The 15,847-nt window shown below is 39.8% G+C and carries 8 protein-coding genes; 6 read left to right on the forward strand and 2 right to left on the reverse strand.

The window, feature by feature from the left end; translation table 11 throughout:
* Positions 1–234 precede the first annotated feature (234 nt).
* Together ACN9MR_RS13690 and ACN9MR_RS13695 are read right to left on the reverse strand one after the other, a co-directional pair.
* Positions 235–753 carry a hypothetical protein gene (locus tag ACN9MR_RS13690; RefSeq protein ID WP_426324367.1) on the reverse strand — a complete coding sequence of 173 codons (519 nt, stop codon included), beginning with the start codon at positions 751–753 and terminating at the stop codon, positions 235–237.
* Positions 754–848: 95 nt separating this feature from the next.
* Positions 849–3,323, reverse strand: coding sequence for a glycosyl hydrolase family 95 catalytic domain-containing protein (locus ACN9MR_RS13695; RefSeq protein WP_426324368.1), 2,475 nt, complete (start codon positions 3,321–3,323; stop codon positions 849–851).
* Between the two features lie 602 nt (positions 3,324–3,925).
* On the opposite strand from ACN9MR_RS13695, the gene ACN9MR_RS13700 reads away from it, so the two are divergent.
* The 6 genes from ACN9MR_RS13700 (at position 3,926) to ACN9MR_RS13725 (ending at position 15,771) form a co-directional block, all read left to right on the forward strand.
* Entirely contained in the window at positions 3,926–4,513 is a 588-nt protein-coding gene (locus ACN9MR_RS13700; RefSeq protein ID WP_426330228.1) for an RNA polymerase sigma factor, read from the forward strand.
* Positions 4,514–4,595: 82 nt separating this feature from the next.
* Positions 4,596–5,792, forward strand: a complete 1,197-nt coding sequence (locus ACN9MR_RS13705) for a FecR family protein (RefSeq protein WP_426324369.1) — start codon at positions 4,596–4,598, stop codon at positions 5,790–5,792.
* Between the two features lie 210 nt (positions 5,793–6,002).
* Complete coding sequence (locus ACN9MR_RS13710) at positions 6,003–9,524, forward strand: SusC/RagA family TonB-linked outer membrane protein (protein ID WP_426324370.1); 3,522 nt, start codon at positions 6,003–6,005, stop codon at positions 9,522–9,524.
* A gap of 10 nt (positions 9,525–9,534) precedes the next feature.
* Positions 9,535–10,893 carry a RagB/SusD family nutrient uptake outer membrane protein gene (locus ACN9MR_RS13715; RefSeq protein ID WP_426324371.1) on the forward strand — a complete coding sequence of 453 codons (1,359 nt, stop codon included), beginning with the start codon at positions 9,535–9,537 and terminating at the stop codon, positions 10,891–10,893.
* Between the two features lie 384 nt (positions 10,894–11,277).
* A complete protein-coding gene (locus ACN9MR_RS13720; protein ID WP_426324372.1) occupies positions 11,278–13,818 on the forward strand; it encodes a zinc-dependent metalloprotease in 2,541 nt (846 codons plus the stop codon).
* Positions 13,819–14,172: 354 nt separating this feature from the next.
* Entirely contained in the window at positions 14,173–15,771 is a 1,599-nt protein-coding gene (locus ACN9MR_RS13725; RefSeq protein ID WP_426324373.1) for an ISL3 family transposase, read from the forward strand.
* The last annotated feature ends 76 nt before the right edge of the window (positions 15,772–15,847 follow it).

Raw genomic sequence — 15,847 nt, forward strand, 5'->3', positions numbered from 1 at the left:
CCCCAAAGATGGGCTCTAGATCGTGATAGCATAGAGATCTAAATTAATTGGTTTATATTATATCTTCTTTTTAATTCATAACATTATTTAATTGGCTCCAATCACTTCTCCATATGGTCAGTATCGCAATCGTTTTCATAGAAAGACCAAATTCATATCATAGCCTAATTCTCCACAAGACATAAAATCATTTCCATCCTCAATGAATCAATTTCACAAAGAGCAGGCTCTAATCTAAAGAACCAATCCTTTGGTGCTCTCTCTTATCATATCAAGTTTTTGACCGAGCAACCTCAACATCTCTCCATTCTCGATCGCCAACCATGGCAGTTCATCATATTCCCAGTCCTGATAGTCAAATTTCTTGAAAAATGGCCATGTTGGAGTACTAGCCCCTTTTAGCTGTTCCTGAATGTATAAATCGAGATCGCCCCGTAAATCCAAAGGGGTATTACGATGATAGAGACCGAAGATCATATTGTTCGTATTTTTCTTCTGGAACTCGAAACCAATCGCAACATTTTTCCAATGGGGAACAAAAAAACTAAAGCCGTTATAGATTTCAAAAAAATCATCGTCTTCTTCAAAAATATAACCTTTCGATACCGCCAGTACCTTTAGTTGGCTAAAAAGCTTTTGAATCAATAGCTCCTTTGCCTTATACAGGCTTTGCTGCACATCAAAGGCAGATTGAAGATGTGTCCTATACGTTTTTATCAATTCGGCAATTTCTGTTTTCTTATCTCCATCCATTGCCTGATTGGTTAGCTTTCTGATCAGATTAATATATCGAACCATGGTTTCCTTTATAATAGGCGGAATAAAAAAAATAAAACGTAATTTTAAAACTATTCAAAATGATACGTTTTCCCTGGCATTGTTTTAATATCGTACAAAAATGATTTTTTGAGTTGCAAGGGATTAATTTTTGCTTCCGCTGCAATTATTGGCTTTTTCTGTGTTTCTACCTCAAAAAACAGATTTGGATTCTCTCCTTTTGCTAATATTGGTGCTTTTCCGCTAAGATATCTTATCGAGTGGGGAAGGCGCAGCCTACAGTTTCCGCCCAGAGCGGAATGGACTGTCAACTTAATGATTTTTCCATCTTTCCAACTGATATCAAAGCTGAATCCACCACGCGACATCAGTCCGCTAACACTGCCCTGTTTCCACGCATCTGGAAGTGCGGGCAAAATGTATATAAAACCATCATGCGACTGGAGCAGCATTTCGGCAACACCTGAAGTACAGCCAAAATTACCATCAATCTGGAATGGCGGATGTGCGTCAAAAAGATTGGGATAAGTCCCACCATCCTGGCCACTTTCAGCAACAGGTGCTGGGGTCAACTGATCGGTAATGAGTTTGTAGGCATGGTTACCATCAAGCAAACGGGCCCAGAAATTAACTTTCCAGCCCATGCTCCAGCCGGTAGATTTATCACCCCTATTGAGTAAAACTGTTTTAGCAGCATCAAAAAGTTCGGGGTTTTGGTATGCAGAAATCTGATTGGAAGGATACAATCCGTACAGATGTGAAGCATGGCGATGTTTATCACCCGGCCTGTCCCAGTCCTGTAACCATTCTTGTAGTTGGCCAAAACGCCCAATCTGCATTGGAGGAAGCTTAGTTCGTAATACTTTGAGACTGTCGGCAAAAGAAAGATCCACTTTTAAGGTCTTAGAAGCCTTGATCACATTGCTAAATACGTCAAAAACCAGTTGGTTATCCATCGTAGTGCCCGCAGAAAGTGCCACACCTTTTTGATACTCATTTTCTGGCGACATGGATGGTGAGATGATCAGCCATTTATGTTCTGGCTCTTGCTGCAATACATCTGCATAGAACATAGCGAGGCCTTTCAATACAGGATACATATCTTTCAAAAACTTCCTATCGCCGGTATATAGGTAGTGTTGCCAAACGTGCTGGGTAAGCCAGGCGCCACCCATTGGCCACATGCCATAGTATCCGCCATCCGTGGGTCCGGTAATCCGCCATAAATCTGTGTTATGGTGCATATTCCAGCCACGGGCGTGATACATTTTCGAAGCGCTCATTTTCCCCGTTTCGGAAAGATCCTTAAGCATGCTAAATAAAGGCTGGTGCATTTCAGGCAGGTTGGTTACCTCTGCAGGCCAATAATTCATTTCGGTATTAATGTTAACCGTATATTTACTGTCCCAGGGTGGTGCGGTTTTTGAATTCCACTTGCCCTGCAAGGTGGCAGGCTGATTTCCCGGCTGCGAACTACAGATCAGGAGATAACGTCCGAACTGAAAATAAAGGGATACCAGTGCCGGATCATTACCAGATTTAAATCTTCGTATTCTTTCATCTGTGGGCATTTTTGCCACATCAGAAGAACCCAACTCCAGTTTTACCCTCTCGAAATATTTTCTGTAGGCCTTGATATGATCTGCTTTTAATAGACTATAATCTTTGTTCATGGCTTGAGCAAGAAAATTTAGTGCCTTTTCATGCTCATCAACATTGAGTGTTTTGTAATCCTTAAAATTTGTAGCGATAGAAACATATATTGTTGCTGCATCTGCGCCCTTAATTTTCAGGCTATCTTTATCTACGGTAAATGATCCGCCTTCTGTTTTGGTTTTAACGAGGGTAACATACTTGATCATACCTTTTTTTCCTTCCAGATCACCCGAGAGGCCACTCAGTTTAAGGGCGTTATTTTCAGTTTCAACCTTAACATGTGGCATCGGGCTTTTCATGCCCAGATTAACGGTAATGCTTTTAGGTTTACTTGCCGTAAGCCTGATAATAAGCACCTGATCTTTGAGTGAAGTGAAGGTTTCGTGGGTATAAATTACACCTCCCCTGTTATACCGTACCGTTGAAATCGCATTTCCAATATCCAGATCGCGGTAATAATCAGTAACAGGCTGGGTATCCTTAGTATGAATAAACAAACTCCCCGCAAGCTGAAACTGCATCCCGTGGTTATAACCTTCACCACTGGCAGGTTTAAAAGTAGTATTGGCGAGCTGTTGAGCTTCGTTATATTTCTTTTCGGCCAAAAGTTTACGCATATCGGTTATATTTCCGGAAACATCGGTAAGTACATTATTTCCTGGCCCACCTGACCAGATGGTCTCTTCGTTCAGTTGGATCTCCTCTTTATCGGGGGTTCCGTAAACCATGGCCGCTAACCGGCCATTGCCTAATGGTAGTGCTTCGTTCCAGGTATTTGCAGGCTTATCATACCACAATTTCATTGGATTGGAATTCCCTGTTTGTGCACGCCCCCAAAGTGAGCAAAACATCAATAACGTGGCGAGAAGATTTATTTTTTTCAATAACATTATATTCAGGTTAGAAGATTTAAACGAATTGGCTGCTCAGGATAAAATTTGCTTGCTAGTTGTTTTATCTAAAAAAAGAAATTAGTGAAGGAGCAGCTAGTCTCAACATTGGGTTCAATTTGGTTTATGGTTTGGTTAGTATAAAACATCACTAGAATTGTTTTATATTATTAACTAAAGGTGAATTTAGATGAATCCCTTAAAAAAGAACTAAAAAAGAATTAATTGAAATCTATTAATCGTAACTATTTAGTTACAAAAAAAACATTAAATACTAATAGACAAAAACATAGGCAGTTAATACAGGATATTTAATAGAATATTCTATTAAAATTATGCTCACAGCCAATTGACTGCGCATTTAATGCAAAAAACGATCGGTGCTGTATTGGGACATACTATTGAGAAAGTTGATAACATGTTTAAAAAAAAATTCCTGAGCTGGGTATCGGCTTCGGGAATACTGGTCTACTCTATATTGCAGGTTCCTTTTTATTGAATGTCATTCCCTGATATTTAAAGAGATACAATTAATATTATCTTTGTGTACATTTCAATTCATGAAAGAAGTATCTGAACAAAAATTTTCAAGCTAAAAGATGGTGTTGGGGTTGACTGAAAGAGAAACCATTATTGCATTAAAAGCTGGCGAAGAACCTGCTTTCCGCCACATCTTTGACCTTAATTTCAAAAAACTATATACCTTTTGTTTCCGGTTGCTAAAAAACAAAGAGCAGGCGGAAGAAGTTGTGAATGATACCTTACTCAACATATGGGTAAATCGTGATCGGCTAAATGAAGATTTTCCGATTGCCCCATACCTATATACCATTTCCAGAAGACTTTCCCTTAATGCCTTGCGGAAAATTGCTAACTCACAAAAAGCGCTGGATCAGTTGTGGCTAAACATGGAAAAAATAAGTAATGAAACCGAAGAGGCTGTATTATTGGGAGATCTGCAACGTTTTACAGAAGCTGCCCTAATCCATCTACCGCCCCAGCAGCAGGTGATCTTCAGATTGAGCAGATATGAAGGACTAAATTATGACGAAATCGCCGCAAAACTTAACCTTTCCCGTAATACAGTTAAAAACCATCTTGTAGCCGCATTAAAGACCCTTAAAACACACTTCAATCAATCAGATGTTGCCTATTTTATGCTTATGGCAGTGGGGCTTTTGAAGCGTTGATTATTTTTTTTCATATCGACTAGTCCTAATTTCGTTTTGCCGTGTAATGCCAATATAACCCAAATATTAAGGGATTGTGAAGATGGCAGATAAACAGCGTATAATAAATTTACTTCAACAGTTTGCGGATGGAAATATCAGCCAGGGGGAGTACGCAGAATTAATTGCTTTTTTAAAGCTTAAGGATAATGACAGCGAAGTTTTTGCTGCAATGGATGGAGTATGGGATAACATCTACACCGAGGAAAGTTATACTAAAGAAGAAACAGACTATTTTTACCAGAACCTAGTTGGCACAGCACAATTTAAAAAAGCCGGAAAAGCAACAATTAAAAAAAGATTATGGCCAAGGCTTGCAGTTGCAGCCAGTATAATCGTTACTCTTTCGGCAGGTATTTATTTATTTGATACTAATTATTTTGCCAATACACCATCACGCATCGCCAATACATCAAAAGATATCCTTCCAGGAAAAAGCCGAGCTGTTCTAACACTTGCAAATGGAGAAACTATCCTGCTCAATGATAATGAGTCCGGTGTAGTAATTGACGCAAGCAAGCTAACTTACAGGGACGGAACCGAAGTTACTTCTCTAAAACAAGCTCAGATTGGCGAGAAAAACACTGTTGACAACGACATAAAAGTAAATACGCCGAGAGGCGGCACATATCAGGTGGAATTACCAGATGGAAGCAAAGTATGGCTAAATGCCGCTTCATCCCTAAAATTCCCTGTTCAGTTTAGTAAGAAAGAGCGTAGGGTATTCTTGAACGGAGAAGCCTATTTTGAAGTAACTAAGAATAAGCAGCGCCCATTTATAGTAGAAACAAACCGGCAGGAAATTACAGTGCTGGGTACGCATTTTAACATTTCAGGTTATGCAGAGGATGCGGATACAAAAACTACACTTTTAGAAGGCACTGTTCATGTTACCGATCTGATGGGCAACAACAGCACTAAAGATGTAATATTAAAACCAGGACAACAATCAGTTATTGCAGGTGAACACCTGAAGGTTTTTGAAGTAGATACGGAAGAAGCCATTGCTTGGAAAAACGGGACCTTTATCTTCAGCGGTCATACACTCAAAGAGATCATGAAGCAGGTAGAGCGTTGGTATGATGTCGAAGTGGAATTTGAAAACAATAGGAAACAAACTCAGGCTTTCAGAGGTACAGTCTCTAGGTTTGAAAATATATCCCAGCTGTTGGAAGTACTGGAATCAACAGGATCAGTTCACTTTAAAGTAAAAGGAAGGAGGATTCTTGTAATGCAATAGATATACCCATATAAAAACGGGCACCATAAAAAACCGGGAATGCGGCTAACATCCCCGGCGGTAAGTGGCACTCAGATGAGACATTTTCACATATAACAACTAAACCACTAAACTACAAATGTAATGAAATTTAAGGATCCAAACAGATTTGGGCGCTACGTCCGTGTAACTAACTCACTACTCCTTACAATGAAGCTAACCATAATAATCATGACAACTTTTTTGCTGCAGGTTAGTGCCTCAACCTTTGCGCAAAAGTTAACCTTCAATAAAAAAGACGTGTCATTGAAACAATTGTTTCGGGAGGTTAAAAAGCAGACCGGTTATAATGTACTTTGGGAAGAAGGGAAAGTTGATGATGGGCAAATCATCCACGCATCTTTCAAAGACACTCCATTGGAGGTAGTATTGAATGAAACATTGACACCACAGAAATTAACCTATTCACTGGTAAACAAAACCATAGTGATCAAAAAAATAGAACTACATTTTTTTGATAAAGTTGTCAACCTTTTTACTGCAGTTGATGTAACAGGGAAAATAATAGACGCAGAAACCGGAATTGGCATTCCTCAAGTCTCTGTCAAGCTTAAAAACTCCAACCGCATGGTTGTTGCAAATGATCATGGAACTTTTATGTTTTATGGGATTAAAGATGACGATGTACTGGTCATATCTGCTATCGGATATATTTCCCAGGAGGTAAAAGCCCAGAACGGCATCGTGATAAAAATGAAACCTTCAACCCAGGTCCTTCAAGACGTGATAGTTTCTAATGGCTATCAACAAATAAAACAGACGAGCCTGACCGGCTCCTACGTGGTAGTTACTGAAAAGGATATTCAGAGCACTCCGAGTATAAACCTAATGGAACGTCTGGAAGGTAAAGTTCCTGGGGTTCTATTTAAACTCCGAGGAAACTCCATAGAAATCAGGGGAACCAATACCTTTTATAGCAGCACCCCACCTTTAATTGTTATTGATGGATTCCCCGCAATGGACCAAAACCTGACAAGCATTACCGGGGGGTACAATAGCACTCCATCGGTGGGCAGCACAAATCAGCCTTCCACTTCAGGAAATGCAATATTAAGTACTTTTAATATAGGCGACATTGAAAGTATAACTTTTCTTAAAGATGCAGCTGCGTCGGCAATCTGGGGTGCTAATGCAGCAAACGGAGTGATCGTAATCACGACAAAACGAGGTAAAAAAGAATCTTCAGGTATTGCTTTCAGTAACACTCTGAGCATTTCGGCACCGGCAAACTTCAAAAATATGAGTACCATGACCAACAGGGAATATATAGACCTTGAGCAGGAACTGGTTGATAAAAATTTTATAACAGACCCCCTGACGAACTTGATCAGCGCTCCTGTTTCTGAAGCTCAGGAATGGATGTTTAGGGTAAAAAGGGGAACGGCCACGATTGCTCAGCGGGATGCCGCATTGGATGTATTGGCAAACCGTTCCAACAGGGATCAGATCAAGGATAATCTTCTCCAAAAAGCAGTTACCCAGCAATATAACCTTTCCTTTTCGGGAGGTACCGATAATAACTCTTATTATGTTTCCGGAAGTTACACCAAAGACCGCCCTGTTTTTAAAAGCAACAGTGGCGAAACTTATTCGGCAACCACTAATTTAACCAATGATTTCCTAAAAAAAAGACTTACACTTACAACGGGTCTAAACTATACCTATTCCAGGGCACAGGTAAACGGAGCAGCTCTACAGGCTCTGAGTGTTGGTAAATTTGGTTTGGCTCCTTATGACCAATTGATCGATGATAGCGGAAAAAAGATTTACAGGGGTGCCACTTTTACAAACGCAGTATCAGATGATTTTATGGGCAAAGGTTATCTGCCCTGGACTTACAATGCAATAGATGAGTTGGATTACAACAATACCATTACAACCAGGAACTCCTTCCGTATAAATGCTTCCCTTAAAGGAAAAATTACAGATTGGTTGAATGTTACAGCATCAGGGCAGGTCCAGAAAGGTATATCAGACCAGGGTTTGATCGAAAACAAAGACAGTTACTCGACACGTGACTTGATCAATACCGGCACTACAATCAATACAGCTACGAAAGCACTCATTTATGGAGTACCTATAGGCGCTATAAATAGAACAGCAAAGACTAACAGTGACGACTATAGTTTGCGTACACAATTTAATATTGATAAAACGTGGAATGACATCCATCAAATTAATGTAATAGGCGGAACTGAGATCCGTGAGTCGAGATATAGAGGAAGTACACAAATATTTTATGGCTATGATGAATTTACCAATGCTTCAATCAATGTAAATACAACAAGTACTGGGCGTTATAACACTGTGTATGGATCCCAGTCAGCTCTGTCACCAGCAAATGGAATGACTTTTCTTGGAAGAAGGAGATACCTGTCTTACTATGGGAATGCAAATTATTCCTTTAATGCCAAATATTATCTTTCCGGGAGTGTACGTTTTGACGACATTAACATACTTGGTGTGGACAGAAGGGACAGGGCCACACCCTTATGGTCTGCAGGATTACGTTGGAATATAAAGAAAGAAAATTTTCTAGAACATGTGAGTTGGATAACCACACTTAGTCTACGTGCAACACTGGGTACTGGCGGAAATCCTCCGACCACTTCGAACAACTATACAACAATTCAATCACGAACTGACTTCATTACCAATGTTCCTAATGCACAGATACAGGCAAATGCAAACCAGGATATCGGATGGGCAACCACCAAAATGATGAATGCCGGCCTGGACGCTTCTTTATTTAACAGCAGGCTGGTTGTTAATTTAGATATTTTCAGAAAAAAAACTTATGGAATATTAATGTCCGTGCCAGTAAATGCAACCTATGGAATTACCAACTTAGCATACAATGCAGGTGATCTTTCAGGGCACGGATTTGAGTTCTCCGTTTCGGGACATATTATAAGAACTAAAGACTGGGGTTGGTCTCAGAACCTGAATTTTTCATATAACACCACTGAGGTTACCGATACACGTTTTCCAAGTGTAAGTGCGCTGGCAGGATTTGCCCTGGTAACAGGTTATCCAACCGACAACATGTTTGTTTATAGATGGGCTGGACTCGACAATACTGGACATTCACAGATTTTCGCAGCAGACGGCAGTAAACTTACATCAAAAGGAACAGTCTCAGTAAAACCTGCAGACCTCATTTATGCTGGACGTACTTCGTCTCCGTATTTTGGTGGTTTTATGAATACTGTCAATTATAAAAATCTGAGCTTTCTGGTACGTGTGAGCTATAACCTTGGACATAAATTTTTACTCAGAAACATTGACGGAGGCAAATATCCAAACGGTAATAGTATGCAGGGACTATTAAGCAATAGCGCAGCTCTGGCAAATAGATGGAGAAAACCTGGCGATGAAGCCTTTACGAATATACCGGGATTAAACAGCCCGGATATCAACAGTGTAAACTGGTTTACTGGATCAGACCTAAACGTTAAAGATGCTGGCAACATTCGATTGCAGCAGATTTCCCTGAACTATGCACTACCTAAATCCATCCTGAATAAAACGGGTTTTATCAAGGGTATTAATCTCGGCCTAACGGTTAGCAACCTCGGTCTGTTGTGGGTTGCTAATAAGGAAGGGGTCGATCCAGACTATCAATCCACTGATATCTTCACGAACCTACCCCCAACCAAAAATTATCTGTTTAACCTAAGTATGTCACTTTAATATTAATACGATGAAAAAGTTTATATATACAAAGCTGATTATCTGTCTTTTGATCTCAATGTCAGCCTGCAGAAAGTTTGTTGAAGTTCCACCTGTTGATTCTAGGGTTCTAAGATTTACAAATGACTATCAACTGTTGATGCAGAATACTTCTAGTTTTGATAATGCTTACTACTCGCCTATATTCGCTGGTGATGATGTGGGTACCGATGATGCAAGGTGGCAAAACTCTTTAGCAGAACCAGCAAGAAATGCTTTTACCTGGGCAAGCAATATTTATATTTCGAACGAGGATGTGGACTGGGCAAAGATGTATGCGCAGATCCTAATCTGTAATACAGTTGCCAGTGGTGTAATGAAAAGCGAAGGGGGAACCGAGGCAGAAAAACAAAAAGCACTCTCATATGCTTTAGTGCAAAGAGCGTTTAGCTACTATGTACTGATAAATATTTACGCTAAGCAATATGATCCTGCCACCTCATCAACTGATCTGGGAGTTCCGCTGGTACTTGAACCAAAATTCTTTACCGATTTAACCAGACCAAGTGTTCAAAAAGTCTATGATCAGATCAACTCAGATTTAAATTCAGCTTTAAATGGCCTGAATAACCTACCGGACTTCAACTCAAACCCTTCAAAGGCAGCGGTTTATTCATTATTGGCCCGAATATACCTGAATATGAGAAACTTCCCCGAGGCTTCAAGAAATGCTGACTTAGCTTTGGGCTTACAAAGTGGTTTATTGGATCTGAACGACTATGTAAAGACTCCGACCTCGATCCCCACCAGACTGCTTAACCCAGAAGAGATTTTTTTTAAGCAGACTAACGGTTTTCCAGTTACATATCCCTTAAGTACAGATGCGATCAACATGTATGATCCGACAGATATCCGTTTTCAGATATTTACGAAAGATGGCGCTACAGTTCCAGGATCAAATTTTACAACACGCGCCTATTTCAGACAGAGATTGCTAAATGATGGTAACTACGTTGGAACGAGCGTTCCGGAAATGATACTTATAAAAGCCGAATGCACTGCACGTGCAGGCAATGCGGCAGCAGCAGTACAGATCCTGAATTCTTTACGTATCAAAAGGTTCGAGAAAGCAAAATATACCGATTTACAGACTAATAACGCCAACACCGCATTACATATGGTAACAGATGAGCGAAAGAGGGAGTTCGCGGGCAGAGGTTTTCGCTGGTTTGATCAGCGCCGTTTAAGTAAAGATCCAGGATTTGTGAGTACTGTTACCAGAGTTTTTAAAGGAGTTACATATAAAATCGATCCTGGTGCCAATCGATACACCTATCCGATAGCAGATAAATACATTCTTTTAAACCCGGAAATATTACAAAATCCATAACTCCGGCTTTTAGATAGCTGATCTTTTATTGTCGTCAAGAAAAAAACATGACGCGAACCTTTCGTGATTATAAGAGCTCTGCCCTATCGCCATAGTACAATGGATAGTATCGGTATTAATCCGGAATAACCAAAAATTAAATCCGTTGACTGCTAGCCCTAACGGAGCCAACAGTCAACGTTTAAGTTATTTAGTGCTGTTTACCTTACTGCTGAACAGGGCTATTTATGATTTTTTTCAAGAACCAGCACCACACACAGGATAACTATCAAAACAATGTAGTCAACTCAACAGGCTTGAAGGATCAGAACGATCCTGAAACTGAAATACAATACAGAATTAAGAATCAATCACAAAAAACACAAATTACAAATCAATAGAAAAATGTTTAAACAAAAATCAAGATTAATTTATTGTTCGCTCGGTATGATGGCAATGGTGTCTGGCTGCGCACTATTCCAGAAGAAAAAAGTACCTGCTCCTAAAATCGTGATAGTAGATCCGGCTAAAAAAACAGCAGATAGTCTAAAAAAGGCTAATACTTTAAAACCTTATTCGGAAATCATCACTAAAAATACCAAAAGCCAAAATGGATTTATTACTGTTCACCAAAAAGATAATAAGTACTATTTTGAAATACCCAACGCCATATTCAACAGAGATATTCTTTTTGTGAATAGGATTTCTAAAGCCTCTACCGATATGCGTAATGGTTCTAATGGCTACGCAGGAGACCAAATCGGAGAAACGGTATACCGTTTTGAAAAAGGACCGGACAAAAAAATCTTTTTGAGACGGATTTCGTTTTCTGAATACAACAAAGATAGCACCACAACAATGTTTGCAGGTGTACAGAAAAATAACATTCAGGCCATTGCCGCGGTATTCCCAATGCTTTCAGTATCCAAAGATTCTTCAGCAACCGTTGTTGAGGTTACAGATTTTCTAAATAGCGACAATGATATCCTGTATTTTGAGCGGAAAGCTTTTAAAGAACGGGCAGGTATAGGCGCGCAGCTGAATGACAGAAGTTATATTGACTATGTGCGTAGCTATTCCAAAAACATCGAGATAAGAGCTGTTAAATCCTATAGCGCTGGATCAAACCCAGCCAGTTCCAGTTATACGCTTGAACTGAATTCATCTATGGTTTTGCTGGATAAAAAACCGATGAAACCGCGGCTACAGGACTCACGTGTAGGTTATTTTTCTACCTCATTCAGGGATTTTGACGCAGATCCACAGGGTGTTAAAACAACGACCTACGCAAAAAGATGGAAACTCGAACCCAAAGCAGAAGATGTTGAAAAATATAAAAGAGGTGAATTGGTGGAACCCGCTAAGCAAATTGTATTTTATATAGACCCGGTAACACCTAAAAAGTGGGTTCCTTTTTTAATTGCAGGTGTTAACGATTGGCAGAAAGCTTTTGAGGCAGCAGGGTTCAAAAATGCTATTATTGCCAAAGAAGCGCCCACAAAAGAACAGGATAGTACCTGGAGTATCGATGATGCCACCCATTCAGCTATCATTTACAGACCTTCAGCGATTGCAAACGCAATGGGTCCGAATACATCCGATCCGCGCAGCGGCGAAATCATAGAAAGTCATATTTTCTGGTATCACAATGTAATGTCGGTATTGCAAAGATGGTATATGATGCAGGCTGGCGCTACTGATCCACGGGCAAGAAAAGCTACTTTTGATGATGAGTTGATGGGCAATCTGATCCGTTTTGTATCTTCTCATGAAGTTGGTCACACTTTAGGCCTATTGCACAATTTTGGTTCGAGTTCGACTGTTCCTGTTGAAAAACTAAGAAATAAAGAATGGGTTGAAAAGAACGGTCATACCCCTTCTATCATGGATTATGCAAGGTTTAACTATGTAGCGCAACCTGAAGATAGTATCAGTGAAAAAGGCCTTTTCCCCCGGATCGGAGATTACGATAAATGGGCAATTAAATGGGCCTATACCTGGCATCCTGAATTTGAGACTCCTGAACAGGAACAGCAAATGCTGATAAAGATGGTTACAGATTCCATAAGGACCAATAAACGTTTATGGTTTGGCGGTGAAATGGAAGTATTTGATCCTAGATCACAGAACGAAGATTTAGGTAACGACGCAGTTCTGGCCAGTGGATATGGAATTAAGAATTTAAAAAGAATTATACCACAAGTTGGAGAATGGGTAACTATTCCCAATGCAAATCAGAGTAAATTACAGGTTGGTTATTCGGCAGTCTGGGATCAATTCCAACTCTATCTTGGTCATGTAATTAAAAATATCGGTGGTATTTACCATACTGACAAAGTAAATGGAGAATCTGGACCAATTTATGAACCAGTACCATATTCTATCCAAAAAAAGGCGGTTAAGTTTGTAAACGATGAGTTGTTTGATACGCCTTTATGGCTCAACAATAGAGATTTTGCAGAAAAACTTGACATTAAATTTGATGCCGAACTGGCTGATCTGCAAAAAGGTGCTATCAATGCCATTGTCGGGCGAAACAGGATCATGAAATTATGGGGCAATGAACACAATGGTTCAGGAACAAAAACCTATACCCTTACTGCCCTTTTTAATGACTTAGATGCTAGGATTTTAAAAGAAGCCAATAATGGAGCCAATGTTGACTATTACCGCAGGAATCTTCAGAAATTATATGTGTACCGACTACTGGAACAAACTTTTTTAGAAAATGAAATGAATACAATTGTGGGTTTATCTACCTATAAATTCACAGTTTCAGATTTAAAAGGTTTATTCAAAGATCAATTGAGAAAACAGCAGTTGTTGTTTAGAAACGCAGCAAAAAAAACGGGACTGGATAAATTAACTAGGATTCATTTTCAGGAACTAGACCGTATGATTGAAAGCAAATTTACTGCAGAAAAAGCGGGTGTTGCCAAGATATAACATTTTAACAAAGTTAAGGCATAGCCAATCCTAAGAGAAACAATTTACTCAGCCATGTGATAGCATTGCCAGGTGTGAAGTATAAGAACTTCCTAGAAAACGGATTCTGGTCTTCGACAGAACAGGAAAAAAAACTACAGGTTGTTTAAGTCCTGCAGGATTTTAGTTTAGTTATGATTTGATAGCAGGCATTGCCGGATGGCTTGCCTGCCTTCTTGAAACAACCGAAAAATATTCCTTCAACCTTATAAATTTATAAAAGTAGCGCCCAGACTGCATATTTCAACAATAGTGGTTCTTCCCCAATTTTGGTGGTTTTCCATGATAAGTCTGGTTATTATTCGTTAAGAAATAATGAATCTTACCAAACTGATTTTCTCATCAATTGATCCCTTTAAAGTAGTTTCAGTAGATAACCAGGCCGACTTTGTTAATATCTATGTACAGAGCAGGCAAAAGATCTGCCGTTGTCCGGATTGCCTAAGTCCTTCAAAGAAGCTTCATAGCTATTATTTAAGAAAGTTTCGTGACCTACCTACGTTTGGGAAGTCATGTAATATATACCTGCAATCCAGAAAATACCGATGCCTTAAAATTGAATGTAAAACAAAGATATTCACCGAACGCTTTGATGACCATTTCGAACCATGTAAGCGACGGACAAAAAGATTGGATGAGAAATTATTAACCACCGCTTTGGAAATGGGTGGCAGATCCGCTGAGCGCATTTGCAATACATTATCCATGCCTGTGAGTGATTCTACTTTACTAAGATTGATCCAAAAAGCTCCCCTTCCCCCATTAGGGCAGCTTAAAGCTGTAGGGGTAGATGACTGGGCATATAAAAAGCGCGATAGATATGGTAGCATCCTGGTAAACCTGGATACCGGAAAAGTAATCGATTTGCTGCCAGACCGGGAGGAAAAAACATTGATCAGTTGGTTGCAAGGGCAACCTGCGATAGAAGTAATTACAAGGGACCGTTACGGTAAATATATGCGGGCAGCCACAAAAGGAGCTCCCCAGGCTATACAAGTCACGGATCGTTGGCATCTGCTTAAAAATCTTGGAGAAGCCGTTAAAAGAATAATGGTACGCGAGTACACCAGACTTAGTAGGGCAGTGGCTCCTAAAACAGTTGATGAACCACTAGTGGTTCCAAAAGATTTCCCTGCGGGGAAGAAGCTGGCCGCTACAGACGGTGTTATTAAGCAACGATTTGATGAGATGAAGAAACTACAGGCTAAAGGGTTGTCCAAGAACGCAATTGCAAAATCCTTAGGAATGCATAAAGATACCGTCAGGAAATACCTGTCGATGGATGTGCTGATGCGGAAGTCCTACGGAGAAAGGGGAATGATAGAGGCTTATTTTGAATACATCAAAGAACGACTGGAAGCAGACCCTAATATTCATTTGAAAACACTTTGGACAGAACTGAAGCAAAAAGGATATCCCGGGGCGTATAGCACATTGTCTGAATCACTGACCTACTATGATATCAGGGTAGGAAAAAAGGCACGGCAAACAAAACTCCCACAGCATGCAGGTTCTTTTTTTAAGCCGTCAGCTGCTGCCATGGCATTTTTAGCTCCTGAAAGTAAAATTAGCAGCACACAAAAAAAGCTTATATCCAGATTATGCCAAGCATCAGCTGAATTAAAACGTACTATGTCATTGGTAAAAAAATTCCGAGGATTGATTGAAACTAAGACAGGTAATAAATTGAATGCGTGGATTACAGAAGCTAACCATTCGGTTATTGGAGAGTTGAAAAGTTTCGCCAAAGGATTGGTGTCGGACCTTCAATCCATTGAAAATGCTATCAATCTACATTGGAGCAATGGTCCCGTCGAAGGCAATGTTAACAAACTGAAGACTATTAAACGTCAAATGTATGGAAGGGCAAGCTTCGATTTACTCAGGAAAAGACTGGTATTAGCACCGGATTGACCACCAAAATTGGGGAAGAACCACTTTTGCTGAAATACCCACCTTAAGAAAGCAAAATTGAAACGCTAAATATCCT

Origin of the sequence: Pedobacter sp. R-06, assembly GCF_049913135.1 — a bacterium.
GTDB lineage: Bacteria > Bacteroidota > Bacteroidia > Sphingobacteriales > Sphingobacteriaceae > Pedobacter.

Coding starts and splice junctions, on each gene's coding strand:
- ACN9MR_RS13690 (WP_426324367.1), bottom strand. CDS start 753: ATGGATGGAGATAAGAAAACAGAAATTGCCGAATTGATAAAAACGTAT.
- ACN9MR_RS13695 (WP_426324368.1), bottom strand. CDS start 3,323: ATGTTATTGAAAAAAATAAATCTTCTCGCCACGTTATTGATGTTTTGC.
- ACN9MR_RS13705 (WP_426324369.1), top strand. CDS start 4,596: ATGGCAGATAAACAGCGTATAATAAATTTACTTCAACAGTTTGCGGAT.
- ACN9MR_RS13710 (WP_426324370.1), top strand. CDS start 6,003: ATGACAACTTTTTTGCTGCAGGTTAGTGCCTCAACCTTTGCGCAAAAG.
- ACN9MR_RS13715 (WP_426324371.1), top strand. CDS start 9,535: ATGAAAAAGTTTATATATACAAAGCTGATTATCTGTCTTTTGATCTCA.
- ACN9MR_RS13720 (WP_426324372.1), top strand. CDS start 11,278: ATGTTTAAACAAAAATCAAGATTAATTTATTGTTCGCTCGGTATGATG.
- ACN9MR_RS13725 (WP_426324373.1), top strand. CDS start 14,173: ATGAATCTTACCAAACTGATTTTCTCATCAATTGATCCCTTTAAAGTA.